Source organism: Chloracidobacterium validum, from assembly GCF_018304825.1.
GTDB lineage: Bacteria > Acidobacteriota > Blastocatellia > Chloracidobacteriales > Chloracidobacteriaceae > Chloracidobacterium > Chloracidobacterium validum.
The window spans coordinates 1,865,565-1,892,226 of record NZ_CP072648.1 but is presented as its reverse complement, the minus strand read 5'-3'; the positions used below and the strand labels follow the sequence as shown (position 1 = coordinate 1,892,226).

General features: G+C 60.0%; 20 protein-coding genes. 7 read left to right on the top strand and 13 right to left on the bottom strand.

The annotated features are described in order from the left end of the window. Nucleotides 1-47: 47 nt before the first annotated feature. From J8C06_RS07885 to J8C06_RS07860, 6 genes are all read right to left on the bottom strand, one after another. On the bottom strand, nt 48-1,916 hold the full coding sequence (locus J8C06_RS07885) for a lysophospholipid acyltransferase family protein (RefSeq protein ID WP_211428168.1): 1,869 nt from the start codon (nt 1,914-1,916) through the stop codon (nt 48-50). A gap of 212 nt (nt 1,917-2,128) precedes the next feature. Further along, a complete protein-coding gene (locus J8C06_RS07880; RefSeq protein ID WP_211428167.1) occupies nt 2,129-3,229 on the bottom strand; it encodes a DegT/DnrJ/EryC1/StrS family aminotransferase in 1,101 nt (366 codons plus the stop codon). A gap of 19 nt (nt 3,230-3,248) precedes the next feature. Next, nucleotides 3,249-4,028: a glycosyltransferase family 2 protein gene (locus J8C06_RS07875; protein ID WP_211428166.1), complete on the bottom strand. Its 780-nt coding sequence runs from the start codon at nt 4,026-4,028 to the stop codon at nt 3,249-3,251. Continuing rightward, nucleotides 3,973-4,548, bottom strand: coding sequence for an acyltransferase (locus tag J8C06_RS07870; protein WP_211428165.1), 576 nt, complete (start codon nt 4,546-4,548; stop codon nt 3,973-3,975). Before J8C06_RS07870 ends, J8C06_RS07875 begins: the two co-directional genes overlap by 56 nt. A gap of 98 nt (nt 4,549-4,646) precedes the next feature. Then, complete coding sequence (locus J8C06_RS07865; protein WP_211428164.1) at nt 4,647-6,467, bottom strand: LIC_10190 family membrane protein; 1,821 nt, start codon at nt 6,465-6,467, stop codon at nt 4,647-4,649. A 24-nt stretch (nt 6,468-6,491) separates the two neighbouring features. Further along, nucleotides 6,492-7,076: a hypothetical protein gene (locus tag J8C06_RS07860; protein WP_211428163.1), complete on the bottom strand. Its 585-nt coding sequence runs from the start codon at nt 7,074-7,076 to the stop codon at nt 6,492-6,494. A 38-nt stretch (nt 7,077-7,114) separates the two neighbouring features. Here J8C06_RS07860 and J8C06_RS07855 point away from each other — a divergent pair, with 38 nt between their 5' ends. Together J8C06_RS07855 and J8C06_RS07850 are read left to right on the top strand one after the other, a co-directional pair. Further along, a complete protein-coding gene (locus J8C06_RS07855; protein WP_246602007.1) occupies nt 7,115-8,374 on the top strand; it encodes a TolB family protein in 1,260 nt (419 codons plus the stop codon). Between the two features lie 58 nt (nt 8,375-8,432). Further along, nucleotides 8,433-9,350 (top strand): DNA methyltransferase, encoded by a 918-nt coding sequence (locus tag J8C06_RS07850; RefSeq protein WP_246602104.1) that lies wholly within the window; start codon nt 8,433-8,435, stop codon nt 9,348-9,350. A gap of 79 nt (nt 9,351-9,429) precedes the next feature. Here J8C06_RS07850 and J8C06_RS07845 read toward each other — a convergent pair whose 3' ends face one another. After that, nucleotides 9,430-10,827, bottom strand: a complete 1,398-nt coding sequence (locus tag J8C06_RS07845) for a patatin-like phospholipase family protein (protein WP_211428162.1) — start codon at nt 10,825-10,827, stop codon at nt 9,430-9,432. Further along, nucleotides 10,793-11,458, bottom strand: a complete 666-nt coding sequence (locus J8C06_RS07840) for an FFLEELY motif protein (RefSeq protein ID WP_211428161.1) — start codon at nt 11,456-11,458, stop codon at nt 10,793-10,795. The genes J8C06_RS07845 and J8C06_RS07840 overlap by 35 nt, the downstream gene beginning before the upstream one ends. A gap of 58 nt (nt 11,459-11,516) precedes the next feature. Between J8C06_RS07840 and J8C06_RS07835 the strand changes: the two genes are divergently transcribed. Beyond that, entirely contained in the window at nt 11,517-15,629 is a 4,113-nt protein-coding gene (locus tag J8C06_RS07835) for a two-component regulator propeller domain-containing protein (RefSeq protein WP_211428160.1), read from the top strand. 97 nt (nt 15,630-15,726) lie between these two features. On the opposite strand, the gene J8C06_RS07830 is transcribed toward J8C06_RS07835, so the two are convergent. The 3 genes from J8C06_RS07830 to J8C06_RS07820 form a co-directional block, all read right to left on the bottom strand. Continuing rightward, nucleotides 15,727-16,800, bottom strand: coding sequence for a hypothetical protein (locus J8C06_RS07830; RefSeq protein ID WP_211428159.1), 1,074 nt, complete (start codon nt 16,798-16,800; stop codon nt 15,727-15,729). Between the two features lie 61 nt (nt 16,801-16,861). Next, the gene (gene bchB / locus J8C06_RS07825) at nt 16,862-18,511 is read right to left on the bottom strand and encodes a ferredoxin:protochlorophyllide reductase (ATP-dependent) subunit B (protein WP_211428158.1); all 1,650 of its coding nucleotides are present in this window, start codon (nt 18,509-18,511) and stop codon (nt 16,862-16,864) included. A 100-nt stretch (nt 18,512-18,611) separates the two neighbouring features. Further along, a complete protein-coding gene (locus J8C06_RS07820) occupies nt 18,612-19,886 on the bottom strand; it encodes a ferredoxin:protochlorophyllide reductase (ATP-dependent) subunit N (protein ID WP_211428157.1) in 1,275 nt (424 codons plus the stop codon). Between the two features lie 165 nt (nt 19,887-20,051). Between J8C06_RS07820 and ruvA the strand changes: the two genes are divergently transcribed. The 4 genes from ruvA to J8C06_RS07800 all read left to right on the top strand — a co-directional run bounded on the left by ruvA (nt 20,052) and on the right by J8C06_RS07800 (nt 24,452). Beyond that, nucleotides 20,052-20,705, top strand: coding sequence for a Holliday junction branch migration protein RuvA (gene ruvA, locus J8C06_RS07815; RefSeq protein ID WP_211428156.1), 654 nt, complete (start codon nt 20,052-20,054; stop codon nt 20,703-20,705). 37 nt (nt 20,706-20,742) lie between these two features. Continuing rightward, nucleotides 20,743-21,198 (top strand): hypothetical protein, encoded by a 456-nt coding sequence (locus J8C06_RS07810; RefSeq protein ID WP_211428155.1) that lies wholly within the window; start codon nt 20,743-20,745, stop codon nt 21,196-21,198. 151 nt (nt 21,199-21,349) lie between these two features. After that, on the top strand, nt 21,350-22,936 hold the full coding sequence (locus J8C06_RS07805) for a phytoene desaturase family protein (RefSeq protein WP_211428154.1): 1,587 nt from the start codon (nt 21,350-21,352) through the stop codon (nt 22,934-22,936). A gap of 148 nt (nt 22,937-23,084) precedes the next feature. Beyond that, nucleotides 23,085-24,452 carry a spinster family MFS transporter gene (locus tag J8C06_RS07800; protein ID WP_211428153.1) on the top strand — a complete coding sequence of 456 codons (1,368 nt, stop codon included), beginning with the start codon at nt 23,085-23,087 and terminating at the stop codon, nt 24,450-24,452. 83 nt (nt 24,453-24,535) lie between these two features. Here J8C06_RS07800 and J8C06_RS07795 read toward each other — a convergent pair whose 3' ends face one another. Together J8C06_RS07795 and J8C06_RS07790 are read right to left on the bottom strand one after the other, a co-directional pair. Further along, nucleotides 24,536-24,964, bottom strand: a complete 429-nt coding sequence (locus tag J8C06_RS07795; RefSeq protein ID WP_211428152.1) for an FtsB family cell division protein — start codon at nt 24,962-24,964, stop codon at nt 24,536-24,538. Continuing rightward, on the bottom strand, nt 24,933-26,333 hold the full coding sequence (locus tag J8C06_RS07790; RefSeq protein WP_343216846.1) for a phosphoglucomutase/phosphomannomutase family protein: 1,401 nt from the start codon (nt 26,331-26,333) through the stop codon (nt 24,933-24,935). The genes J8C06_RS07795 and J8C06_RS07790 overlap by 32 nt, the downstream gene beginning before the upstream one ends. Nucleotides 26,334-26,662: the final 329 nt, after the last annotated feature.

Here is a 26,662-nt window from a genome sequence, read left to right as displayed (position 1 = left end):
ACGGACGCGACGGGCCGCGCGTCCACCGCTTTGAATGAAATGATCTGCTAACTGGCCCGGGTCAGCGTTTCGGCGTGATAGGCCCGGAACGCCCTGGCTTCGTCGCGTCCCATGTAGCGTTCGAGCGTCCGCGGGTCGCTGTCGAGGAGGTCCACCATGATGAGTCCGTCGAGCGCGTCGCCAAAATCCGGGTCAACGTTGAACGCCAGGACCTTGCCCCCCAGCTTGAGATACTGCCGCAAGAGTACCGGAACGCCCTTGGCATCTGGTTCGATGTCGGCAATGAAGGCGGAAACTTCTTCGATGTCGGCCGCCGGAATCGGGCGTGGTTTCCACCCCAGAAGCGTTTGGGTGATGGCCACCGTACGCGACTCGAAAGGCGTTCGTGGGCGCACCAGGCGCGCCAAGTCGGGCTGGAAGTTGTTGGCCTTGAGAAACTCCACGATGAGCCGCCGCGATGCCGTGCGGTACTCGTTCGTGATGCTGACTGGGCCGAACAAAACCCGGTAGCGTGGATGCTGCGTCACGTAACGCGCAATGCCTTTCCACAGCAACATCAGGGGCAGATAGTTTTTCTGGTATGCCTGGCGGACGAACGACCGTCCCAATTCGAGCGCCGGTCCAATGCTACGCAAAAAGGCAGTTTGGTAGGCAAAGAGCGTATGCGTGTACAGTCCACGCTTGCCAAAGCGCGCCACGATCTCGTCCGTCTTTCCAAAGCGGTAGCCCCCGACGACTTCCTTCCGATTGCTGTTCCAGATGAAAAGGTGCTGGTAATAGGCATCGAACGTATCCACGTCAAGCGCTTTGCCGGTGCCTTCGCCGGCCGCCCGAAACGTCTCTTCGCGCAGGCGGCCGATCTCGTACAGGAGATGGGGGATTTGCTCGGCGCTGGCGCACCAGACCGTGAGATCGCCTTGTTCAAGTAACCGGCACGTCTCCGGCAGGGCCTTGATTTCAGCTTCCAGGAGCGCGCTGGCCCGCGCCGTCGCAACCGCAGACAGCGCGCGTGGATGGCGTCGCGGTTGCCCAATCGGCAGCTTTGGCAGCCGGAGCGGCGCCGCGAGCGCGCGCGGCAAGCGGGAGACGGGTTCGGTGCGCGAGGCAAGCAGATAGGTTCGCTGGCGCAGGTGGGCCGTCAGCGCCTCGTCGTCGAACGCCTTGAGCTTCCCCCACGGAAGCGGGTGCCCAATGCGAACTTCGATCTCACGGTTCCGTTTGTTGAGAAACTCATGGGGCAGCATCGCCGTTCGCAGGCGTGGATGCACGAACCCGGCCATTTGAAAGAGCGCTCCATTGCGGCCGTCGAAATACACCGGCACCACCGTGGCCTCGCTTGCGCGAACCAGCCGGGCAACGGTTACTTTCCAGGCCGGGTCCGTGACGACGCGCTTGCCCGTTTGCCAGTGCGCCACCTCACCGGCCGGAAAAATCCCCACCGCCCCGCCGCGTGCCAGCAGGCGCAAGGCGGCGCGCAGTGGACGAATGTTGGCCTTTTGCGAAGCTGTGCGCTCGAATGGGTCAACCAGGATGAAATAGTCATGGGCTTCGGGGATGCAACCCAGCAAGTAGTTAGCCATGACCTTGGCATCCGGCCGAATGGAGCGCAGCATCGAGGTCAGAATGATGCCCTCGATGCCACCAAACGGGTGATTGGCCACAACGACAACCGGCCCTGTCATGGGCACACGTGCTAGGTCGCTTTCAAGAACGTGATAGCGGACATTGAGCGCTTCGAGCACGGCCTCAAAGAGGGCATGGGTATCCCCACTCGTCGCCGTGATCGCCTCTGTGTAAAGCTCATTGAGCTGATGAAAGAGCAGCCAGCGTTCCAGGAGACTCTTGATCGGAGCAAACATCCGCTGGCGGAGTGGATCAGGAAAGAGCGTTGGTAGCTGAAAAATACGACGAGACATGGCGCACATGCAAAGCTCCTTGAAAGCGGCTGCTGCGGCCTATCCGCAGGATGTAACGCCAGTGTGAAAGGCGTCCTTCGTCAGTCTTTCCGGCAACTGAAGAAGATGTCTGAATGATCCTGTCCCTTGAAAAGCGGCGAGTTCGTTGCCACCGACCCACCGTGCCATTTCTTTCTAACTACCATTTCTTTCTGACTACCATTTCGTTCAACTCAGGCAAAAAAGGACTTCACGGCATTGATGACGTGGGCCTGTTGCTCAGCCGTCAGCTCGGCATAGATGGGAAGCGACAAAATTTCATCTGCCAACCGTTCTGTAACTGGGAAGCTCCCGCGTCGGTAGCCAAGGTCGGCGTAGGCCGCCTGGAGGTGAATTGGCACCGGGTAGTGAATGACCGTGGCAACGCCGCGCTCGGTCAGGTGCGCCTGGAGCGCGTCACGGTGCTTGGTGCGGATGACATAGAGGTGAAACACATGATCGCCCGTGACGACGCGCGGCAGGCGCAGGTCGCCGACGCCTTCGAGCGCGTGGGTATAGGCCGCAGCGTGGGCAGCGCGGCGGGCATTCCAGTCGTCGAGGTGGCGAAGCTTGACGCTCAGGATGGCCGCCTGCATCGTATCGAGCCGCAGGTTATACCCCTTGACGACGTGCTTGTATTTGACCTCCTGCCCGTAATTGCGCAAATACCTCACCCGCTCGGCCAGCCCGGCGTCATTGGTGACCAACCCGCCCGCGTCACCATAAGCGCCCAGATTCTTGCCAGGGTAGAAACTGAAACAGCCGGCGTCCCCAAACCCGCCCACGCGCCGCCCTTGGTAGCGCGCTCCGTGCGCCTGTGAAGCGTCCTCGACCACCCGCAAGCCATGCCGCTGGGCGATGTCAAGAAGTGGGCTGAGGTCGGCGGGTTGTCCGTACAGGTGAACCGGCATGATCGCCTTCGTCCGTGGTGTGATGGCTGCCTCGATGAGCGCCGGATCGAGGTTGAAGCTGGCTTCATCCACATCCACCAGGACCGGGCGCGCCCCGACGGCGGATACTGCCAGCGCCGAAGCGATGAACGTATGCGCCGGGACAATCACTTCATCGCCCGAACCAATGCCGAGGGCTTCGAGCGCCAGCTTGAGGGCATCCAGCCCACTAGCAACGCCGACGGCATAGGGTGCGCCAACGTACTCGGCAAACGCTTGTTCAAAGTCCGCCACTTCCTTGCCCAGAATAAAGTTGCACTGCCCCATGACCCGCAGCACAGCGGCGTCCAGCTCAGTTTTGAGGGCTTGGTATTGCGCCTGCAAATCAACAAAGGGAATCTGCATCCGGTGACCTCATTTCCCGTTACTTTTTCAAGCCAAGTCCAAGATAGATAATCGGGCGAAGAATACTCCACCAGCCCGAAAACGGTTTCATTTTCGTGTAGCCAAGTTCTTTTGGGGGATAAATCTTCGTTACCGGCACTTCTTGGAAGCCATAGCCCAGGCGAATCGCTTTGAACATCAGGTACGGTTCAAGCTCGTACTTGTCGAGCCACGTTTGGTCAATGTCAATCCGTGGGTCGTCAAAAATCGAAAGCCGAATGGCGCGAAACCCATTGGTGCTGTCGGTGACGCGCCGCCGCGCGGCGAGTGAAAACAGGATTGGATGAACGAACCGCGTCGCAATCTGGCGATAGAACGGCATGTTGCCGAAGTCGCCGCCCGGCAAGTAGCGCGAGCCTTGCACGAAGTCGCATGCGCCACTGGCGATTGGTTCAAGCAAGCGTGGAATTTCGGCCGGGCGGTCTTTGTCGTTGCCGGCCAGAATCACGATCACGTCGTAGCCCTGCTCGCGGGCGTAGCGGATGGCCGTCCGAATGGCCGCGCCGGCCCCGGATTGCTTGTCATGACGCAGGTGGATGGCGCCTTTCTCGCGGATGACCTGGGGCGTCCCATCGGTTGAGGCGTCATCCACGACGGCAATGGCGTCCACTAGGTTTGGCGAAAACCGATCCAGGACGCGCCCGATTTTTTTTTCCTCGTTGAAGGCAATCGGGACGGCAAGCACCTTGAGCGTAGCCCGTTGGTTACTCGATGCGGACGATGCCACTTGTGGTTTGGCAGTACCGGTCGCCACATTCACGGCAGGTGGTTTCCTCTCCATCAAAAATCAAGCGCGCCGCACAACGACACACCCAGCCGCGCACCGTGGCCGGATTGCCAAAGCAGAGTGCGTGGGCCGGCAGGTCTTTCGTGACCACTGACCCGGCGCCGACCATGGCGTATTCGCCAATCCGTACCCGGCACACAATCGTCGCGTTCGCGCCAATGGTCGCCCCACGTTCGATATAGGTCGGATGGCAGATCCAATCGGGCTTCCGGCTGCGTGGGAGCAGGTCGTTGGTCAGCGCGACGTTTGGCCCCAGAAACACATCATCCCCCAAGTGCACGCCATCCCAGACGGCAACACCGTTCTTGATCGTGACTCGATTGCCGACCACTGCGCCCGACTCGACGTAGCAGTGGTCACCAATGTTGCAGTCCTCGCCAATCACGGCCCCGCGCAGAATGTGGGCAAATGCCCAGATGCGCGTGCCGCGCCCAATCTGGTCGCTCTCGACCAGCGCCGTCGGATGTTTGCGGTAATGGAGCGTTTCGGTCATCAACAAGTAGGCTGGACGCCAGCCCAAGCACGGAACGTTCGGTCTGCCAGTAATGCTTGCTATGCTAGGGGAAATTGTGGGCTGTTGCCAGCCCAAGCTCATGGTTTTGGTGAAGCACGGACAAACCCGCCGGCGAGGCCTCGTTGGGGGTTGCGCAGCCGGAAACCAACCTTGTGGTAGGGGGGCGAGCAGGGAAGCGGTAAGTCCCAGCACATGGCATGGGGGACGATAACCTCGACATCATGTACCTGCTGCCGCGTAACCGACGTGTCGCGGGGCAACCCATCATCGTATTCGATGCGCCGTGACCGTGGCGGCTGAAGCCACCCTGGAGCATAGTCGGGACCATCCGTGACGCGCCCGGCAGCGATCCCCTGGCGAATCAATTGCTCGGTATTGGTCGTTCTGGTCGCGGCAACGGCAACCCCCAAGGCGAGTCCGCCCGCCACGACGCCCATACCCACGCCGTTTGCGTACCGGGCCAGCCCTGGAAACCGGCGTTGTCGGGTAGCAAGGTCGGCGGTTGATCGGGTAGGCGCTGAACCGCCGGAGAACACATCGGTCAGAACCAGGCCGAGGGCAATGACGGGATAGCCCATCAGAAAACGCAGGGAAGGGGCGGCCGTCAAAACATAGAGGCTTCCCAAAGCCGCAAGCGCGCCTCCCCAGCGCATTGCCGGCGTCCACCATCTCCAGCGCCTGAGCGCCCAGACCACCGTCACGACCTGCAACCCAATGAGCGTCACAGCAACCGGTTCGTGGGCTATCCAGTGCGGAATCCAGCGCCCCGGATAGTCCAGGCCAGGCGGAACCGGCTGACCGGACCATTGCGCGAAGGCCCGGATGCCGCTACTTGTGAACGCCGGATGGCTCCCTTCATATTGCCAGGGAAGTCCCAGCGGCAGCGCCCGCGATGGGAAAAACGGATAGCCTGACGCCACGACGCGCGTCACGATACCCGGCCAAATCAGCAACCCGCCCAGGGCAGCGGCGTGGACGAGGCGGCGGGCCGGTGGTTTTCCGGCCAAAAGGAAGAGCATGGACAACCCTAAAATCGGCAAGGCGTTGAGTTTGACACCGGCCAACCCCAGGGCCATCACCCACGGGGCGAGCTTTTCTTGGCCGGCGGCGGAAGGGTGAGTCCCCGCCAACGGCACTTCTGGAAGAAACAACAGCCAGGCCAACACCGGTAGCCCCAGTATCACGGGGATGTCCGGGGATGGCGAAAACACCAACCCTCCGAGAAAGCGCGTTACCAGAAGCCACGTCAACCCTGAAACCGCCAGCAAGAACCAATCCACCGGTTGGGTCGCGCTCTGCCAGACACGGCGTGTAACGAGCAGTATCTGAAGCAAGAGCAAGAAATAGACAAAGCCGTTGGCGACCGTGTAGGCGCGTCCGGCAGCGCATCCGGCATTGAACGGCGCCACCAACGCAAACCAGGCTGAACTGTAGCCAAGCGTCGGGTTGAGCAGCGCCAGTCCTGGGACGGTGCCGTGCTGCGTCAGCCACTCGATGCTGCCAATGTGGTACGCCCCAGCGTCAATGATGAAGATTGGTCGGTTGAGAAGCGCGCCTGTGGCGACGGCCAGCAGTCCTGCCAGCGCCGGCCAGTGTGCCGCTCTGCCCAGCAGCGCGGCGCGGAGTGCTGGCAGGCGCAAATCGGCTCTGCCGGTTGTGAGCGCCGGTAGGCTTAGGGCCAGGGCCAGCAAGCCACCGGAAAGCGGTGTCAGCGGCGTCACCAGCGACAAGCCCAGCAAGGCGTTGGCCAGGGTCAGCAGCCCTAACCACGTTGCCGCCAACCAGTAGTCGCCAAGCCGGTGTTGCGTCCGCAGGGCCTGAAACGAATGCAGCACGCTCACCCCAACGGTGTAACTCACGACGCCCAGCAGGAACCAGGCCAAAACGAGGAATAGCATCGGTCAATCGGTCCGCATCGTCCTTTACGGCGAGCGTTCAAAACGGTTGCCGCGCCAGGCGAGCCGATAGCGCACGCGCCCTTGTCCATCTTTGACGACGATGGTTGTGCCATAGCGTGGGAGTTCATAAACCTGGCAATCCGCGGACTCGAAATCGCCACAGATTCGGTAGTCCGGGATGAGCGCCGCCGAAACTTCCACCAACTGTCCTCCCTGCCGCTCTTCCAGCAGGTGGCAGGTCGAGACCATTTCGTAGTCGGCTGTGAACGCAATCAGGTACGTGCCGTCGGTTCGCCGAAACTTGGCAACGGTGACGGTTGGTCGCGCGCCGTCGCCGGCAATTTGAAGGTAGCCGTTGCGCTCATCGCGGACGACAACATGTTCGGGACGAAGCAACGCGCGACGGCGGGCACGGGCCGGCTCAGGCAGCAAATCATCTGGAATGGCAAGGAAGCATTCGGCCAGGGTACGGGAGGTGGCGCGGGAGGCTTGGCGCTTCAGGGGTGCGCCTTGGTCGGTGGCCGCGGTCGGCGTCGCCCACAGTCCACACCAAAGCGCCAGCCCTACCCAAGCCGGGCAGGTTGTCAGAAGGCGCATCCAAAGGGTCATGCCAAATTACCTTGCGTCACGCGGAATGTGCAGTCCTTTTGCTCAGAAACGATTCTGGTGGCGTGCTGGCAGCCGCGCGTGAAGTGGTTGAACCGCTTGCCCAAATCAGCTCGGACGGCAATGATAGCCGACTCTGCTTTGGCATTGAAAACCTTTTGACATTCGGAGAAACAATGGCAATGCGCATCTGTCGGCGACCCGGCCTGGTTTTACGGCAAGCCACCTACCTGTGCCTCACCGGCGCGTTCCTGTGGCTGACGGCGGCGTTGCCGGGCAGCGCCCAGCAGCCCCGTCTCGGCCAGCAAGGCTCACCGAAGACCTACCCGGCACCCAAGCTCGATTCGCGGGAAAAGCACCTGGCCAATCTGCGTCAACTGACCTTTGGCGGCGAAAATGCCGAAGCGTACTTTTCATTCGACGGCCGCCGGCTCATTTTCCAATCCACCCGCGACGGCCGCGCCTGCGATCAAATCTACGTCATGGACATCACCGGCGCGCGCCAGCGCCTGGTCAGCACCGGCCTCGGACGGACGACCTGCGCCTATTTTCTCCGCGATGGCAAACACGTCATCTATTCCTCGACCCACCTCATGCAGCGTGAGTGCCCACCGCGCCCGGACTTCTCACGTGGCTATGTCTGGGCGCTGTATCCGAGCTACGACATTTTCAAAGCCAGCCTGGACGGTAAACGCCTCATCCGCCTCACCGATTCGCCCGGCTATGATGCCGAAGCCACGGTTTCACCGGATGGCAAGCACATTGTGTTTACGTCTGACCGCTCCGGTGACCTGGAGCTTTACATCATGGATACCGATGGCCAGAACGTGCGGCAGTTGACGCATGCGCTGGGGTACGATGGCGGCGCATTCTTTTCCCATGATGGCAAGAAAATCGTCTGGCGGGCGAGCCGCCCGCAAGGCCAGGCGCTCGACGAATACCAAGCGCTGCTGAAAGAGCACCTCATCCGCCCGTCACAACTGGATATTTACGTGATGGACGTGGATGGCACGAACCCCCGCCGGTTGACCAACAACGGCAAAGCCAACTTTGCGCCATTCTTCACGCCCGATGACCAAAAGGTTATTTTCTCATCGAATATGGATGACCCACGCGGACGCAACTTCGAGCTGTATTTGGTCAATCTGGATGGCACGGGGCTAGAGCGCGTCACCTATGAGGAGACGTTCGATGGCTTTCCCATGTTTTCACCGGATGGGAAAAAGCTGGTCTTTGCTTCGAACCGCAACGGCCGCGCCATGGGCGAGACCAACATTTTCATCGCTGACTGGCTACCCTGAGATGTCCAGGCCTGACCGAAAGGCCGGTGCCCGTTCCCGTCCTACGGTAAACCACTTGATGCGTTCATCAAAAACGATGAAAACAAAAAGTAAGGCGATGCAAAGCTTCCCCGACTTTGGCAGCGGGTCATGTTTTGAAGAACAACGTCATGAAGCCAAGGGAAAGAAAAAACAAAATCCAATCAACGACCTCGATTTAGAGAATTGGAAATCGCTCACGGACATTTGGACCGACAGTCTTTGGCTCATCCCATCAAGGGACAAGAGCGGCGCACATACCGCCGAGTACCACGGCAACTTCGTGCCTCAGATTCCCCGGCAGGTGATTCAGCGCTACACAAAAAGGGGCGATGTGGTTTTGGACGCATTTCTTGGCAGTGGAACGACCCTGATTGAATCACAGCGCTGCGGTCGGCACGGAATCGGGATTGAACTTTTGTCCGAAGTGGCGCACAAGGCCACGGCGCGAATCGCGCTCGAACCAAACCGGCACGGCATTCAAAACCACGTCATTATTGGCGATTCTTCAAGCCCAGACATCAAAGGCCGCATCGTTGAAGCCTTGGAGCGCATAGGTCGTGACCTAGTCGATCTGGTCATGCTTCATCCACCCTATCACGATATCATCAAATTCTCTGACAGCCCTGATGACTTATCAAATCAGGCAACTGTAGCAGCATTTTGTGAGGCATTGGGACGAGTCATTGAAAATACGACCGAAAAACTTCGTCCGGGTCGTTTTTTGATAATCGTCATCGGTGACAAATACGCCGACTCGGCGTGGATTCCTCTGGGCTTTTATGTCATGCAGGAAGCACTGAAACGAGAATTTATTTTGAAGTCGATTGTTGTGAAAGACATGCAGGGAAACCGCGCAAAGCAGAACCAGGAGCAGCTTTGGCGGTATCGCGCGCTCTTGGGAGGCTTTTATGTCTTCAGGCACGAATATGTGTTTGTGCTGAAAAAGAAAGCATGAGAGCAGAGCCTCATCCTGGAGGCTTTTTTGTGGCTTTCGAGCGAGGAACTACTCACGAGCTTCTTTCATCGCTTTGTCTTTAGCGCTCGCTTTGCGTTGCGATGAGCCGTCCCACGGCTTCTGGCGGTGGTGGCGTCCGGTCGGTCAGCCGCGCCTCGAGGGCGTCGAGCGATGCCTGCAACCGCGAGATGTCCAGGTCTGACCGAAGGGCCGGCGCGCGCGGGGGCGCCGGTCGGTGAGCCGGCACCGAGAGCGGAATGCGCCGGCCGGGGCGCGCCAGCTCGATGCCATGACGCGCAAAAATGGCGGCGTATTCGTCAAAGTGCTCGGACAAATGCGCCATCACCGTGTCGTTGCCATGCTTGGCGAGTGGCACGCGGGCCTCGTAGTCCATGATGTTGTGGAAAAACATCCGGTAATCATCCATCCGTGGCTCGATCAGGATGATGTCCACGTCCGGGTAGAGTCGTTGGTAGCGTTCGAGTCCCAGCTCGATGCGCGAATGCAGCAGCACGCGCAGCATTTGCCAGGCAATGTAACCAAAGCCTTTTTCCCGCAAGTAGCGCCCCTTGCCTTCAAACAGTGGCACGGCTTCTCGTTCGATGTCGTTGCGCAGCGGCACGACTGGGTTGATGCACACGATGAGCTTTGCCCCTTTGGCAATGGCAATGTCCACGTGCAGCGTTTTGCGCATGGCGCCGTCCACGTAGTCACGACGGCCAACTCGGACCGGGCGGTAAAACAGCGGAATGGCGGTTGAGGCCTGGACGGCCTTGGAAATCGGCACATGGTCATGTGCCTCATCCCCAAACACGATGCGGTCGCCGGTGTCCAGTTCGGTGGCCACGATGTAGAGCGTGCGCCGAAGCTGGCGAAAGTCATTGGTGCGTCCAAGCCGGTGCAGGCTATGCCGTACGTAGCTTTCTACGCGGTCATTGGTGAAAAGGCCGGATGGCAGAATTTCATCAAAAACGCTCACATACGGGTTGCCACCCACCGTCGCGCTCCGCAGCCGCTTGAAGGTGTTTGCGGCCAGGGTGCAGGGCAGGGCGAGCGCACGCTCAAAAAACTCGGCGAAGTTTGGCTGAAACACATCCCACTTCGGAAATGGGGCAATCGGCGCGTGCGGGTCATTCCGCAGCGCGGTAAACATCGCTTCGGGCGTGACCCCGTTGGCCAGGAACGAGCCAACGAAACCACCGGCCGACAAGCCAACAATCATGTCAAAATCGGCGATGGTGAAGTCCTTCCCGAAGTACTGGTCGAGCGCGTGAAGGGCTCCAATCTCATAGACAACGCCGGTAATGCCACCACCGGCGAGGACGAGGGCCGTCTTATCGCGGCCGACTGGTTGTCTCGATTGAGGCAGGCGGTGACGCCGGCTGGATGGTGGGCGGGGCGTTGGCGGTGACGGCGGCCGGCCGGCCGGGCTGAGGGAGGGGCTAGGACGAGGCAACTTGTTGACTGTAGAAGTCATAAATACGGTTCAGCCGCTTGAGTTCGCGGTCGTAGATGGTGTCGGTAAATGGCTGGATGTCCTTGACCGGACGAAGCGCATCGTAACCACGCTGGAGCATGTCAACGATGTTGTCTTTTGATGAGCTAAACATGTGCGAGGTGAGCCGGGCGGTTTTGAGAATCATCCCGATCAACCGATACCGACAGAGACTGTGCGTGAAGTGAAAGCATTCGACGATGAGATCGAGTTGTTCGATCCGCTCGTCATAGTTGTTGCACAGATAGTAGGCCTCGTCGTACTGCGCTTGCGAAATACCCTTCTTGACCCCCATCCTTTCGAGCGTGATGACCATGAGGTTGTCCATGCCATCCGACATCTCATAGAGGTCGAGCAGGCGAATCAGTCCGTGGAAGAACCGCTCGCCGAGCGAGTTGCGAAAGTAACTGGAAATTTGCTCGAAACTGCGGTTGCGTTCCTCGAAGTCACGCGGCGCGTAGATATCCTGGGCAAAAAACTCGCACAGTTGGCCATAGTCCTTCGAGGCATAGAGGTCGCTGAAGTTTCGCTTGAGTTGGTTGACCTGAAAGTCCTGGAGTTCGCGCTTGAGCGCAAGATTAATCTTGGATGAAGCCGACGCTTTTTTAGGCATGGAAGCAGTGTGGAGACAACGGAATCGAGAATCGTAGGCAACGGGTTGGCTACTCAGTATGCAATTATACTTCGCCGTGGGAAAGCCGGAACAGTACAAGTTGTCGAGTGTGAGCGGCCGCGGCCGCACAGTTGGCTGGTTTATCGGTGGGTGGCTGATGCTCTGGTTGGCGGCACTGGGCGGGAAACTGATCGCGCAGTCACCTACCACGCCGGGGTTGACCATCAGTGGCCTGGTCGTGAGCGAGACGGGCGCGCCGATGGCGGATGCCAAAGTGACCTGCGCAGGACCAAACTTTCCGACTGCCTCCCTGCTTACGACTGGCGATGGGCGCTTTGCCTTTTCCATCCCGCGAACCGGCAAGTATGTGCTGACCGCAACCGTGAGTGGCTATCGTCCGCAAACGCAGGCTGTCACCCTCAATCGTCCAGATGAAGCCGTGGGTGACATCAAGCTTCAGTTGTCGCCGAGTTCGCTCCGGGTGGCCGTGCGTGACGGGCGAACCAGCACCGTGATGTCCGGCGCCATCGTCACCGCGCGCCTCAAGGAGCGGCGGGAAGTGAGCGCCCTGCGCGCCCTTGAAGGACGGCGGGGCGAGTACTTCTTTGGGCGCATGGAAGCCGGCACGTATGAAGTCACCGCGGTTGTGACCGGCTACGAAGCCAAAACCGTCGAGACCGTCATCACCGGCGAGCGGACGACGATGGAGTTGACGTTGCTTCTGAGCCGGGTTTCCACGATTCCGCTGGGTGTCCGCAGCCTGGATCGTTCGTTCGTCACGCCACGCTTGCCAAGCAATCAGGTTCAAACCGTTTTCGCCGACCGTGATGGCAGTGTGTGGTTTGGCACTTCCGCCGGGGTGTGCCGCTTTGATGGACAAGCCTTTTGGTCATCGGAAACGCCAGAGTCAAAGCTCTCTCGGCTGGCCGGAAGATCGGTGACGGCGCTGGCGCGCGCTGCTGATGGCACATTGTGGTTTGGCACGTCCAGCGGCTTGGCCGCGTTACCGCCAGACGCCACAGCGGTTGTGTTCCGTGACGAATCCATCCCCAATGTTCGGTGTCTCCTGCCCGGAACTGGTGGTGAACTCTGGGTCGGCGCGGAAAGCGGGCTGTATCGCTACTCGCCGTCTGCGCCACATAGCGCGTGGATGGCTGAAATCGGGACAACGCCGGTCACGGCGCTTCAGGCGCTGCCCGGCGGAGGACTTGCCGTAGCCAGCGGGCTGGGGTTGTTTTGGTGGCAGCCGGGGCAAGCTTGGGAACGGCTACCTTGGCTCACCCAACCGACCACCGAGGCAGTGTATGGCATCGCCGCCGATCCCTATGAGCCGACGCTGTGGTGCGCCACCGCAACTGGATTGTGGATGGCTCCGCCGGGTGGACCCCTCACTGCGGTGTCCGGCGCGCTGCTCCAGCAGCCATTGCGCGCTTGCTGTGTGGACAGTGAGGGGCGGGTGTGGTGCGCCCGCGCCGACGGGCGGGGTGTTCTGGTCTATGACCCGCGCCGGAACGAGACGGCGGAACTTCTCACGGATACCGACGTCACCAGTGTGACCTGTGACCTCGAACAAAACATCTGGTTTGCCACCCGCAACGGGGCGCTGCGGCATGATGCCTACAGTTTTGTGGTGTTTGACACCAGCCGGGGACTGCCTGACAGCGATGTTTACGCGATCGCGCCGCGCGCCGATGGGCGTGGTCTCTGGGTGGGCACCGCGCGCGGCGTCTATGCCTTTGATGGGATTCAGTTCCAGAGCCTGCGCCCGGAGCTGTCAACGCTGGCGGTTCGGGCCTTGCTGGCGACCGACCAGCGTCTGTGGGTTGGAGCGGAACAAGGGCTTTGGCTGTGGGATGGGTCCAGCGTCCGACCGGTGAGCGCTGGCGACCGGCCCTTTGCCCAAGTGCGCTCACTGCTCCTCGACGCGACGCGCCAAACGCTCTGGGTGGCAACCGCAAAAGCCCTGTTCAAACTCGACCCTGAAACGCTCAAGTTGGATAGCGAAGCCATTCCGCTCGATGGGGAAGTCCGCATGGCCATGCTCTCCCGCTCCGGGGCCGTGTGGCTTGCCACCAGCGAGGGTGCGTACCGTTACGAGCCAAGCACGGCTGAACTCGTTGTCATCGGCGCCACACTTGGGCTGGAAAGCCTCGATGTGCGCGCCATCGTCGAGCAGCCACGAGCCGGCCGCTTTTGGTTGGCAACCGGACGGGGCATAGAGACCTTCGATGGCGTGGGTTTTGTCCCAGATGGGTTTCGCGCGGCGGTGCAGGGGGGAGATGTGCAGTCACTCTATGTTGAGCCAGACCCGTTGGAGTCTTTTCTGTGGGTTGGGCTGCGGGACGGCAACCTGCGCAAATTTTTGCTCGACAATGAAACCGTGGTGCAGACCTATCGGCGCGACCACTACGATTTAGGCGGTCCACGTCTGCGAATGATGGTGGAAACCCAGGATGGCGTCATCTGGATGGCAACGGATGCCGGGTTGGTGCGGCATCGCCCGAATCCCCGCCCGCCGACGGTGGACATTCGCCTGGAAGTGGATGGCGCGGAAGCGGATGCCCTGGACGTGGCTGGCACGGAAGCCACGGGGAAAAAGGTTTCACTCCGTGCCGGTTTTCATCGCCTGAAATTTCGCTTCGCGGCGGTGAGTCAAGCTGGACCCATCACGTACTTCTACCGAATCGCTGGCCGTGACGCGGACTGGCGACAGGTTTCACCAGATAGCGCCGTCACCGTGCCCGTTGAATATGCCGTGTCGGGTCTCCCGGCCGGCGAGCATGTTTTTGAGGTTCGCGCCCTGAGCCGTGACTTGTATGGCCGCCATGCGCCTGTGCAGCGCTACATCGTGTGGATTGATCCACCTTTTTACTTACGCGGTTGGTTCTGGGCGGTCTGCGTGCTGGTCATGACCGGCGGGGGAACCGGCGCTTGGTTTGTGCAGCGCGCGCGCAGCCGCGAGTACGTGCTGCCGCCGGCCCTGCGCAAGTTCACCCCCATCGGGCGCAATCCCTATGTTGTCGGGAACCCCATTCGCTCGCAGGCCATGTTCTTTGGGCGAGAAGACGATTTCCAATATGTCGCGCGCAAGCTCGAAGGCACACCGCAGGGCTTGGTCATCGTATTTTGCGGTGAGCGCCGCACCGGAAAAAGCTCCATTCTCTACCAGATTGCGAATGGACGACTGGGCGAAGCCTTCGCCCCGGTTTTCATTGACATGCAGGAAATGCTCGTTCGGAGTGACGGTGAGTTTTTCAACCGGGTTGCCCGGCTGATCACGGAAGCCCTCGCGCGGTTGCCCCTCGACCCGCTGCCTGAGTCTGGGCAGGACTTCACCGCCGAGTCCGGCGGACACTCTGGCAACCCGTATGACCGGTTTCGAGATTTCATCGGCGCGGCATTGCGGCACATTGGCAACCGGCAAATGGTGTGGTTGGTGGATGAGTACGAGCTGTTTGAAACAAAAGTTGAAGATGGCAAGCTCTCGCGTGACTTGCTGCCCTTTCTGGCAAGCTTGCTCGACCGCCACGAGCGGTTGTCGTTTGTCTTTACCGGGTCGCGGCGACTCGAAGACCGGGATCGGCGTTTCTGGCGTGACCTGCTGCGCCGGTCGCTCTTTCGCAAAGTGTCTTACCTGACGCCGAATGACACCCGGCGTCTGATTACAGACCCGGTCAAGGATTGCGTCGTCTATGGGCGTGGCGTGGTGGATGCGATCGTCCGGCTGACAGCCGGGCAACCATTTTACACGCAGGTGCTCTGCCAAAACATCGTTGACTTGCTCAACGAGCAAGAGCGGCACTACGTATTGCGTGCCGATGTTCTTACAATCGTCGAAGAAGTGGTTAATAACCCGCTCCCGCAAATGATGTATTTCTGGGATGGGTTGAGCGATGACGAAAAATTGGTCTTGGCGTTGGCTGCCGACACCTTGATTGACGAAAACGATGTCATCACGGCCGGGCGACTGGTAGCGCGGATTGCCGAGTCAAACTATCCGGTAACGCTCTCCGAAACGACCATTCGTTTGACGCTTGAAGAACTATTCCGCAACGAAGTACTCGAAAAACACGGCGATGAAACCTTTGCCTACCGCGTGGACCTGCTCCGTTACTGGATTCGGCGGCGGCACAGCGTATGGCAAGTCATTGGGGAAGTTCGTTCCAGGTAATCAGGCGTTCCTGGCCTGGCCAGCGTCACCAAACAACATAGCCAAAAAAGCGCCCCCACCATGGAGGGCGCTTTTGGGGCATCGAAGTGGTTTACGCTTATGGCTGGCGGAACTTGTCCATGGGGAAGTTGATGCCCAGCACGGATGGGTCGCCATTGCAGAGTGACTTGACGATATGTTCATACAGGTAGTTTGACTCAGCACGCACCTGCGGATCAGCTCGGTCCTCATAGGTTTTGATGCTGCTGTCAAACTCTTTCTTGAGCAGGTCATAGAGGTTTTTCTGGGCAATGCCCTGCTCAATTTTCTGCGGATTGTAGATTTTGATGTCACTGACAATCGTCCGCGCCACCCGCTGGGCGATCTTGTGCAGGTCTTCGCTGGCTTTGTGCTGTGATGGCTGGCTTGCACCAACCGCCACTTGTCCGCCAGCCGGAACGGTTTGGTTGCCTGGTGGCGTGAAGTACGCTGGAATCTCAGTTTCCCCCGTCGTTGGGGGTGGTGGTGGGTCGGCCACCTTGTTGACATCGAAGTCTGGAACCGGCTGCGCTCGCTGTTGCGCTTCCAGGGCACGGCGGGCTTCTTCAGCGCGGCGGGCTTCCTCGGCAGCAAGCCGGGCGGCTTCCTCGGCGCGGCGTTGCTCTTCGAGTCGGCGTTGTTCCTCGGCACGGCGGGCTTCCTCGGCAGCAAGCCGGGCGGCTTCCTCGGCGCGGCGTTGCTCTTCGAGTCGGCGTTGCTCCTCGGCACGGCGGGCTTCCTCGGCAGCAAGCCGGGCAGCTTCCTCAGCGCGGCGTTGCTCTTCGAGTCGGCGCTGCTCCTCAGCACGGCGTTGTTCTTCAGCACGGCGTTGTTCTTCAGCGCGGCGCTGCTCCTCAGCACGGCGGGCTTCCTCGGCAGCAAGCCGGGCAGCTTCCTCAGCGCGGCGTTGCTCTTCGAGTCGGCGCTGCTCCTCAGCACGGCGGGCTTCTTCGGCGGCAAGCCGGGTAGCTTCCTCGGCACGGCGTTGTTCTTCGAGTCGGCGCTGTTCCTCAGCGCGATTGTCTAGGGCTGGCGGCGCGCCTCCAGTCAGCCCTAGGCCCGCTTCCTCCGGTTTTTTGCTTTTGAGTAAAAAGAATGCGACGGCGCCAACGAGAATGACAACGACTAAACCAATCGCGATGTAAAGACCCATTACTGAATAGGCTCCTTAGGATGTCGCTCGGTTGGTGCGCGCACATCAGCCGGTGAGAATTTCACTTGCGTGACAGTTCATCCCGCGTGGCGTGAATGGTCTGAGGGAGGATCTCACGCAGCCCATGCTCACGGGCGTATTTCTCAGTGTTGTGCATTGCCTTCTTACGGATGAAGAAAGGAATTTTTTTCAACTCCGCTAGCGCCTCATCCGTCCACCGTGGATCACCGGACCATTCACCTGCCGCTACTGCCTGGGGGGGCGTGGCAACTGCGGTTGGCGTCGCCGCTTGGGTGGCTCCCGCCGGCTCAGTCGGGCGTGATGTCCCACTGGTGACGGCACCCGTTGGCGACGGCGAATCCGGCGGCAAGTCTGGCAATCTGACAGCGCCGAGTACTGAGTCATGTTCTGCGCCCGGTACTTCGCGGAACATATCAATCAAGTGCGATTCCAAACCAAGCGTCAATGTGTGCGTTACTGCGTCGAAGATTACATTAGCGCCTTCCCAACCTGCAAATGGAGAATAGCGAGCCGGAAAGTCGGTGACGTGAGCTGGGCAACTGATGACGGTCGCCGGCAGTTCATGCCGTCGCGCTGAATGGCGTTCCATTTGGGTTCCCAAGACAAGGTCGGGCATGAGGTCTGAAATCTGTCGTTCAACCTCTTTGAAGTCATCGGAGTAAAAACCCTGCCAACCACGGCGCTGACATTCATTCAGAAAAGCTTCCGAATGCTCGTAGGAGAATGTCCCAACGGCCAGGGGGCGCATGCCAATTTCTTCTTCCATCATCCGAGCGACGGCGAGTGCGTGGGACGCGACGCCAAAGACGAATGACCGTTTCGGCGTTAGGTAGTGGCTGTCGGCCGAGCGGGAATACCATGGGACACGGCTCATGGTTTCTGGGCGGGGGCGGAAGTTGGTGGTTTTCCCACCGAGTTCTTCGACTTTGGCTTGCACAAGTTCAATGAATTCCTGAGTGGCTTGAATGCCGATTGGGGCATGGGCCAGGTAGGGCTGCCCGAAGCGTTGCTCCAGCACCTTGGCCGCGCGCAGCCCAATCTCGGCATAGGGCACGATGTTGAACCAGGCATGTCCTAGGCGGTGAAAGTCGGCGGCCGAGCCGCCAAAGGGCAGCGCCGCGTTGACCCGAATCCCGCACTGGTGAAGCATCTGCGTGATTTCCCGTAGGTCATCCCGGTGGCGGAAACCGAGGCTGGTGAGGCCGAGAATGTTGACGCTTGGCTCCGGCGTCCGTTCCGCGCTGCCCGTTGCCAACTGTTCAACCAGTCCGGCAAAGGTCATATCCGCGCCCTGGTCTTCCTTTTCGCAGAACGCATTGAGTTGCAGGAAGACGAGCTGGGCCTCGCACTGGGGCTGTAAGCGATTGAGGGCGCCGCCAACGTCTTCCCGGAGCAGGTTGGACGTACACGTTGGAATCACCTGGATGACCCGCGGCTTGTGCGTTCGTTCGACTTGCTCGACAACAGTCATCATCCGGTCCACGCCGGTGGTGGAAACTTCCTTGCGTCCGTAACTGACGTTCGTCACGGTTGGAAATCCGCACTGCCGGTCAATCATGGTGAACAACACGCTGGTGTAAGAGTCGCCGCCGGGCGCATGGAGCACGGTATGTACGCCGGGGATTGAGGTTCCCACCCGACACGCGCCGACGTGGGCCGGACCTTCATACGTCCAATAGTGCAATCGCATGGATATGACTCCTAAAAAAAGACCAAGACAATCAAAGCCTACCCGCCGGCCGCGGCAGTCTCACAACCTGCGGCGGCGGTCGGGAGAGAGACGGCGGCGCTTAGGCCGGGACGCGGGGCGCGGATTGGTCAACATACCAGCCACGTTGCGCCATCAAGTTCCCACGGCGGACAGGCCGCGCAATGATTTCCGCAAGGTCTTTGGCATGCTTGAAGCCGTGGATCGGCGTGAACGTGAACTCGATTGACCACTTGGTTGGAAGTCCGCGCGACTCGAACGGGTTGGCCAGCCCCAGCCCACAGATGGTCAGGTCGGGCTTGAGGGCAATCACCCGCTCGGCTTGCGCGATCACATCTGGTTTCTCGTAAAGCGTCAGTCCATCCGGCAGGCAGGCAACATCGGCTGCCATGGCTTTGCGGTTGAAGTAAGGCGTTGAAAGTTCGACAATCTCCGCCCCCATTTCATAGAGCAAGTTGGCAATGGGCAGTTCGAGCAGGTTATCACCAATGATGGCAATGCGTTTGCCGATGAGCATTTCGCGCTCCGGCCCGATCCGTTCCCAGGCCTCGGCTTCGAGTTCCACCAGGCGGTCTGGTGGCTCTTTCCCAAAGGCGCGGCAAATGGCTTCGTAAAACTGCCGGGTTGCCGCCGGGCCGATGGGCGTTCGGCAGGCAAGGACTTCCACACCCCGGCGCTTGAGCGCGTTCATGGTCATGGAAAGGTAAGGCTGAAGCGCGACGGCGACCGTATTCGGCCCAATGGCCGGCAAGCGGCGGGGATCACGGGCTGGCAAGACACCGCGCACCGGAATGCCGAGTTCGGCGAGTTGCTCCAGGATTTCATCTTCCACGAGGTCGCCGACCGCGCCGACCAGGAGTAGCTCCCGCGCCGTGCCGGGCGCTTCTTCGGGTGAAATGGTGAGCAGTGCCTGCAACACCCCGTCCTCACCTTGGGTAAAGGTGTGTTCAAGCCCGGAAACCGGCGCGAACATCACCGGGCGACCGTATTTTTGCGTCAGCATTTCGCCGATGTTCTGGAGGTCAACCTTGATAATCTCGGCCGGGCACGTGCCAACCAGAAACACGATGGTCGGGTTGTACTCCCGCACGATGTCACCCACGATGCGGTCGAGTTCGAGGTGGGCGAAGTCGGCGGTTTTCGCTGCCAAGTCGCTTTCTTCGATAATGGCTGTGGCAAAGCGTGGTTCGGAAAAAATCATCACGCTCAACGCCGATTGCATGAAGTACTGGCAAGTATGACTGCCCACGATGAGGAAAAACGAACCGCGAATTTTGCGGTAGAGCCAAGCAATACAGCCCAGCGAGCAGAAGCCTTCAGCACAACTCGCCTCGCGGATGACATTCAACGACGCCATAGGGGGATCTCCAGGTAGGTTGTTCAGACCGCTTGCGTGGTCGAATCGTATGCACAAGCTGCCTTGCACCTAAGTTCGTTTATAAAAACACATTTCGCAACCCAGAACGCGCGCGGCTTTCCGTATCGGGCATCAGACGTGCGGCAAAGGCAGGCCGATTGCGGTATGGTACATGTGTGCTGCAACGGAACTGCCTACCTTGGGAAAGGGACGGCCGCGGTGATTAGTCAGCTTGCTGGAACGCTTTTAGAAAAAATGTCGGCGTCAGTCGTGATTGGCGTGGGTGGTGTGGGCTTCGACGTTGGGGTGTCGCTTTACACGTACGACCGCCTGCCGGAAGTCGGGCAAAGCGTAGTCTTGCACACGTACTTGCTCGTCCGCGAAGACGCATTATCGCTTTATGGTTTTCATGACCGTACGGAGCGGGAGTTCTTTGTGCGATTGCTTTCGGTTTCCGGGATCGGCGCGCGGATGGCGCTGGCCGTGCTTTCCGGCTTTGCGCCACCTGACTTGGCGCAGGCGATTTTGTCTGGTGATGGGCGGCGGCTTTCCGGCGTCCCGGGTATCGGAAAAAAGACGGCCGAGCGTATCATTATTGAACTGCGCGACAAGCTCCCTGCCGTGACGCTCCCCCAGCCGACGGCTCCGTCCGCCGTGGATGGCGACGAGCCGCTGAAGCGCGATGTCGTTTCGGCGCTCATCAACTTTGGCTGGTCTCCACCAGTGGTGGAAAAAGCAGTTGCCCAAACCCTGGCTGAGGAAACAAGCCGGGAACTGAGCTACCTCATCAAGCAAACCATGAAGCGGCTCTATCGCTAAAACCCCCTGTATCTTTTAGCTGAGGAACTTCCTTTTGATGTCCACTCAGGCGCAAGCATTTTCGCTCGACGATCACCATGGTGTGACCCATGTCTATGCTTTCCCGCGTGACTTGGTGACAGTTTTATGCTTTGGCGATATGGTGAGCGCGTTTCAGTTGGCAAGCTGGATTGAGCCGTTGTATCTGAAGTTTCGAGATCAGATTGACATTGTCGGCATTGCGGCTTTTCGGGGCGTACCGGAACTGTTTCGGGAGCTGGTGCGAACAAGCATTGAAAAGCTTTCCCCAAAAGAAGTGTTGATTGACTGGGATGGCGTGGTTTCAGAAGCGTACGGACTGACCTTCGGACAGTGTCGGATTGTCGTTATCGCACCCGATGGCGCGATGGTGCAGGCCGTGAATGGAACGGCGACGCCGGCGAGTTTTCAAATCATCACCGACGCGATTGCCGCGCAGTTGGCCGTCCCGGCCGACCTCGCTCACAGCCGATGACCAGAGGCACTTTCGGCGGGCGAGACTTGCGGCCGGGTCTGGATGCTCCGCCGGTGATGCGCCCCTCTCACCCCTCACCGCTTTTTTGGCTCTATCTCACTGTGGAGTATTTGCCGCGCGACCCCGGATGCGCCGCGGCCTGGTTCAAACTATGTCAGAGGTAGCGACTTGTTATGATGTCGCCGTGGTAGGCGGCGGACACAACGGACTCATCTGCGCCGCCTACCTAGCAAAAGCCGGACGTTCGGTTGTGGTGCTGGAACGTCGTCCGGTGGTTGGCGGGGCGGTCTGCACGGAAGAAATCATTCCGGGTTACAAGTTCGATATCGGCTCATCGGCGCACATCATGATTCACGGGACGCCGGTGATTGCCGAACTCGAGCTGGCCAAGTACGGGCTAGAATATATCGAGATGGACCCCTGGGCGTTTTACCCGGTTTTGGGAACCCCACACACGATCTCATTTCACCGGGATATCGAAGCCACCTGTGCCAGCATTGCCCGCGTTTCGCCCGCCGACGCCGAGCAGTACCGCAAGTTCGTCGCTCACTGGGGCGAACTCAACGAAGCGATTTTCGAGGTCTTTCTCGATGCTCCCGATCCACAAAAAATTCTCTGGACGGCGCTCAAGCGCAGCGTGACCAGTTTTCGGTCGCGGCGGGCCTGGGGTTCGCTCGAAACCGCGCGCCAGCTCATGGCCCCCTATGGGCAGGTCATTCGTGAAACTTTCCAAAACGAGCACCTGCGGGCGGCTATGCTCTGGCTGGCGGCGCAGTCGGGCCCAGCGCCGAATGAAGTCGCCAGCGGAGATATGTTTGGCTGGAATGCCATGATTCATCAGACCGGCGCGAAGCGCGCCAAGGGTGGTTCGGGCGCGCTGACCCAGGCCCTGGCCAAATGCTTCGTGGCGCATGGCGGGGAACTCCAGGTCGAGGCCGAAGTCTCCGCCATTGCCCGCCTCGCCAACGGCACCTTCAGCATCAAGCTGACGAACGGCGAGGTGGTTCAGGCGCGGCGCGTCGTCAGCGCCTGTCACGTGCAAACCACCTTTCTCAAGTTGCTCGAGGATTGTCCCGGCGACCTCAAGCAGCGCGTGGCCAACATTCGGGTTGGCAATGGATTTGGCATGATTGTCCGGCATGCGGTCGAGGAACTGCCGCAGTATGAAGGGGTAACGGCGGATGCGCACGGCATCGCGCCCTGTCATAGCGCGCTGCAACTGCTGTGCCCGTCGGCCGAGTACCTGGCCAGCAGCTTCCGGGACTTCTCACTCGGGCGGCCCCCGGCGCATCCAAGCGTCGTCGCCATGACCTTTTCCGCCATTGACCCGACGCTCGCGCCGCCTGGCAAGCACACGCTTTTTACGTGGGCGCAGTATCACCCCTACGAGCTTTCAAACGGTGAAAACTGGGATGCCATTGCCGAACGGGAGGCCGATAAAATCTACGATGTGGTTTGCCGCTACGCGCCCAACATGCGTGGAAAAATCATCGGGCGCTACATCCAGACGCCGGTGGAAATCGAGCGCAAGCTAGGGCTGCTGCGCGGCAACGTCATGCACGTTGAAATGTCGCTGGATCAGATGTTTTTCTTTCGTCCGCTGCCGGAACTGGCGTCGTACAAAACGCCGATTCCGGGGCTTTACTTGACGGGCGCGAGTACACATCCGGGCGGCGGCGTCTTTGGCGCGAGCGGCTACAACACGGCGCGGGTCGTCTTGGCTGATCGGTCGGCCTAGGGCGCGCCAGGCTCCAGGTCAGTCGTCCTTGCGATTTGTGCGGCAAACCCCAAACGGCTTGCCCGCGCCTGTTCGCTAGCCAACCCGGCTGGCGTCCTCTAGTATCTAGGGCGCATGCACTGACTACATCAAGGGTGTTTTGCCGCCTATGCGCGCTGCCGCTCCGACCTCGCCGGCAAGTCAGGCGACGGCCTATGCCTATTTTGTGTTGGCAACGCTGACGCTGCTCAACTTACTCAACTACGTTGACCGGTATATCTTCTCGGCGCTGGTTCCATACATCAAGGCTGAGACTGGCTACACCGACGCCCAACTGGGTTTGGTGGGAAGTGCCTTCACCTGGGTCTATACGCTGTGTTCGCCACTCTTCGGATACTTTGGCGACCGGTATCACCGCGGCCGGCTGATTGCCATTGGGATTTTCATCTGGAGCCTGGCGACCGCCGCCGCCGGTTTGGCGCGTAGCCTGATGCAGTTGCTCGTGGCGCGGGCCGCGGTTGGGGTTGGCGAGGCAAACTATGCCACGATTGCGCCCAGCCTGCTGGCGGACTATTTCCCCAAGGCGCGGCGTGGACTGGTGATGAGCATCTTCCAGTCCACAATTCCGATTGGCGCGGCGGCCGGCTTCATTTTGGGAGGCTACCTCGGCGCGCCGGATGCTTTTGGCTGGCGGCATACGCTCCTGATCGTTGGGTTGCCGGGTCTGTTGGCCGCAACGGCCATGGCGTTTATCCGCGAGCCACAGCGCGGCGTGATGGACGAACCCACGGAACAGGCGGCGGCATTGGAATCCATCGGTTGGATGGAAGGGTACTGGCGGCTGCTGAACAACCGTGGTTATGTCTTCACCTGCCTGGGTTATGCCGCCGTGACCTTCGCGCTGGGGGCCCTGGTCTTTTGGGCGCCGGAGTGGATGAAAACTGACAAGGGCCTCAGTGAGAAAGAGGCCAACCTGGTGCTCGGTATCTGCGCCGTGGTTGGGGGAACATTTGGCAGCCTGATCGGAGGGTTTCTGGGCGATGCGCTCAATCAGCGGCTCCGTGGTGTGCGTGGCTACTTCCTGCTGTGCGCGGTAAGCGGTGGTTTGGCTTGTATCCCGATGTTCGTGGCCTTGGTTTCAACGACGCCGTGGGTGTATCAGGCGTGCACGTTCATCACGCTCTTTCTGGTTTACATTGGCAATGGGCCGGCCAATACGCTGGTGGTCAGTTTGGTTGCCCCCAACTTGCGGACGACCGCGACCGGCTTTCTCGTCGTGGCCATTCACGTCTTTGGCGATGGTATTTCGCTGGCGCTGGTCGGATGGATTTCCACGTACCTGCGCGGGTTGGCAACTGCCGGGCAGCCGCCACCGGCGGTCGTTTCATCGGTTGCTGCCTGGTGTGGGTTATCGCCAACGACACAGACCTTGTCCGTGGCGCTCCTGCTTATGCCGGTGGCGCTCATCGTTGCCGGGCTACTCTATGGTTTTGGGCTGCTTGCCCCGGAAGCAAAAGGCGATTCAGCGCAGTCCTAGGCGCTTGAAACGGGGAGGGGTCAGGACCGATGCCGTCCACAACTACGTCCCGACCGGTCAAGACAGACTGTTCCACCAAACCGCTAGCGCCTACCGGCCTGTGCTTTGATTGTCTCGTTGTCGCTGCGCAAGGTAGGCGTCCGCACGGGGACTGGTTCGCCCAGAATGATGACCACTTCGTTGGACTTGACCCATCCCATTTCACGCGCCGACCGCTCGATGGCGCGCGGATCGCGGTCAAGTTGGTTCAGCTCGAACTGGAGTTGCTGGTTTTCGGCGGCTTGCTTTTCGATGCTGGCTCGTAAGCGGGTGTGTTCGGCGGCGGCGGCGTGAAGTTCAGCTTGGGTGCGGAGCGTGACCGTAATGCACACGCCCGTCAGGCCGATGATGACCATCGCCACAATCGCGTGAAAGGGAATGCCAAATGCCAGCGACCGCGGCTTGGGCAGAGCTAGAACTTGTTCGTTGCGTAGTTGGTAGTCACTGATGAATGAAACTCGTGCCTGACTCAAGGAGCACCTCCACTTCCGCCTCTGTGCGCGCCTCGGCATAACAACGGGCCAACGGCTCCGTGCCTGACAGGCGGATCAACACCCATGCTTCATCTTCCAAGAAAAACTTCACCCCATCGGTTCGATCAATGCGTTTCACATGTTTACCACCGAAAGCTTCCGGTGGTGTTTCCTCTAATGTCTGCCGCAGTTTGGCTTGTCCCTCTGGAGACAGGCGGACCCCAACCCGCCGATTCACCACCTGCCCGGCCGCGCGTGACAGCGCCGCCAGCATCTCGCCGACCGATTGCCCCCGGCGCGCCACCATTTCAGCCACCAGCGCGCAAGCCAGTAGCCCATCCTTTTCCGGGATGTGTCCCTTGATGGACAATCCGGCGCTTTCTTCACCGCCGAGAAAGATTTTTTCTTCTAAAATCAGTTCGCCAAGATACTTGAAGCCAACCGGCGTTTCGTAAACCGGAATGCCGTGAAGAGCGGCCACCCGATCCAACCAGTGGGACGTGGCCACACTCCGCCCGACACCTTCGCGCCAGCCACGCGACTCGTGCAGGTAGTCAACCAGGAGCGCGAGAATCGCATTGGGTGGGATGAAGCTGCCGTCCCGATCCACGATGCCAAAGCGGTCGCCGTCGCCGTCGGTGGCGAGTCCCAGGTCATAGCCGTCGCGGAGAACCACTTCCTTCAACTCCGCCAGGTTTGCCTCCGATGGCTCTGGGCTGCGTCCGCCAAAGTACGGGTCTCGCCAGTTATGCAGCGCGGTCACTTCACAGCCAAGGGCTTGCAAAAACGTGTCGAGGTAGCCCCGGCCGGTTCCCCACAAGGCGTCATAGGCAATCCGCAGCGGCCGGTGGTGAAGCGCATCCCCGTCCACTTTTTCGGCAAGAACGGCCAGGTACATCTCGCGTAGGTCAACGGTTTCGATGTTCCCGCGGGGCATGACCGGAATCGCCAGCGTGCTGTCAGCCACGCGCCGCCGAATGAAGGTTTCAACCCGCTGGGTGACTTCCGGCAACGCCGGAGCGCCGTTGGCGGTTGAGAATTTCATGCCCCCATACTCCGGGGGGTTATGACTGGCCGTGAAGTTGATGCCACCACGCGCACCACGGTCACGAATGGCCACCGAGAGGGTCGGCGTTGGCGTGTCGCGCGCAGTCATCAGCACGTCAAAGCCGCGCAGGGCAAGCTCCTCGGCGCAAAGCGAGACAAATTTTTCCGCCATGAAGCGTGGATCGTATCCAACCAGAACCAGCCCCCCAGAGCCGGTGCTTTGCAGCTCGTCGGCAATGGCGTTGGTCACGAGTCGAACGTTGGCAAAGGTAAAATCATCCGCGAGGATCGCCCGCCAACCCGATGTACCAAATGCAATCATGGACACTCCACCGCCGTCCGAAGCCGCCTTCGAACCTTTTCAAGAAAGCTCTTGATAAACCGCTTGTTACCAATGGGAGAAGATTTGTTCCGAGAAAGTAGTTCACACTACCATGCGCGAGCGGAGGCGGACAACGCCTTTTTCATGGACTGCTGGGTGACACCGGCACATTGGTTCGGCTTGAGGCGGTTGGTCAAGTGCGTGTCAGCTTGGCTTGCGTGAAAGGAAGGCGGCGTGAATACTCACATGCCAACCCCGTGACCGTCGGCGACAAAACACGGATTCCGCCTGCCAGTCCGCCGATTGATTTCTTTGAGTCGTTAGGTGTC

What these genes read in the sequence shown, in the direction of transcription:
- J8C06_RS07880 (WP_211428167.1), bottom strand. Translation starts at nt 3,229, where the DNA reads ATGCAGATTCCCTTTGTTGATTTGCAGGCGCAATACCAAGCCCTCAAA.
- J8C06_RS07830 (WP_211428159.1), bottom strand. Translation starts at nt 16,800, where the DNA reads ATGGGTCTTTACATCGCGATTGGTTTAGTCGTTGTCATTCTCGTTGGC.
- J8C06_RS07805 (WP_211428154.1), top strand. Translation starts at nt 21,350, where the DNA reads ATGTCAGAGGTAGCGACTTGTTATGATGTCGCCGTGGTAGGCGGCGGA.
- J8C06_RS07840 (WP_211428161.1), bottom strand. Translation starts at nt 11,458, where the DNA reads ATGCCTAAAAAAGCGTCGGCTTCATCCAAGATTAATCTTGCGCTCAAG.
- J8C06_RS07845 (WP_211428162.1), bottom strand. Translation starts at nt 10,827, where the DNA reads ATGACTTCTACAGTCAACAAGTTGCCTCGTCCTAGCCCCTCCCTCAGC.
- J8C06_RS07790 (WP_343216846.1), bottom strand. Translation starts at nt 26,333, where the DNA reads ATGATTGCATTTGGTACATCGGGTTGGCGGGCGATCCTCGCGGATGAT.
- J8C06_RS07810 (WP_211428155.1), top strand. Translation starts at nt 20,743, where the DNA reads ATGTCCACTCAGGCGCAAGCATTTTCGCTCGACGATCACCATGGTGTG.
- J8C06_RS07860 (WP_211428163.1), bottom strand. Translation starts at nt 7,076, where the DNA reads ATGACCCTTTGGATGCGCCTTCTGACAACCTGCCCGGCTTGGGTAGGG.
- ruvA (WP_211428156.1), top strand. Translation starts at nt 20,052, where the DNA reads ATGGTACATGTGTGCTGCAACGGAACTGCCTACCTTGGGAAAGGGACG.
- bchB (WP_211428158.1), bottom strand. Translation starts at nt 18,511, where the DNA reads ATGCGATTGCACTATTGGACGTATGAAGGTCCGGCCCACGTCGGCGCG.
- J8C06_RS07870 (WP_211428165.1), bottom strand. Translation starts at nt 4,548, where the DNA reads ATGACCGAAACGCTCCATTACCGCAAACATCCGACGGCGCTGGTCGAG.
- J8C06_RS07865 (WP_211428164.1), bottom strand. Translation starts at nt 6,467, where the DNA reads ATGCTATTCCTCGTTTTGGCCTGGTTCCTGCTGGGCGTCGTGAGTTAC.
- J8C06_RS07850 (WP_246602104.1), top strand. Translation starts at nt 8,433, where the DNA reads ATGCGTTCATCAAAAACGATGAAAACAAAAAGTAAGGCGATGCAAAGC.
- J8C06_RS07885 (WP_211428168.1), bottom strand. Translation starts at nt 1,916, where the DNA reads ATGTCTCGTCGTATTTTTCAGCTACCAACGCTCTTTCCTGATCCACTC.
- J8C06_RS07800 (WP_211428153.1), top strand. Translation starts at nt 23,085, where the DNA reads ATGCGCGCTGCCGCTCCGACCTCGCCGGCAAGTCAGGCGACGGCCTAT.
- J8C06_RS07820 (WP_211428157.1), bottom strand. Translation starts at nt 19,886, where the DNA reads ATGGCGTCGTTGAATGTCATCCGCGAGGCGAGTTGTGCTGAAGGCTTC.
- J8C06_RS07835 (WP_211428160.1), top strand. Translation starts at nt 11,517, where the DNA reads ATGCAATTATACTTCGCCGTGGGAAAGCCGGAACAGTACAAGTTGTCG.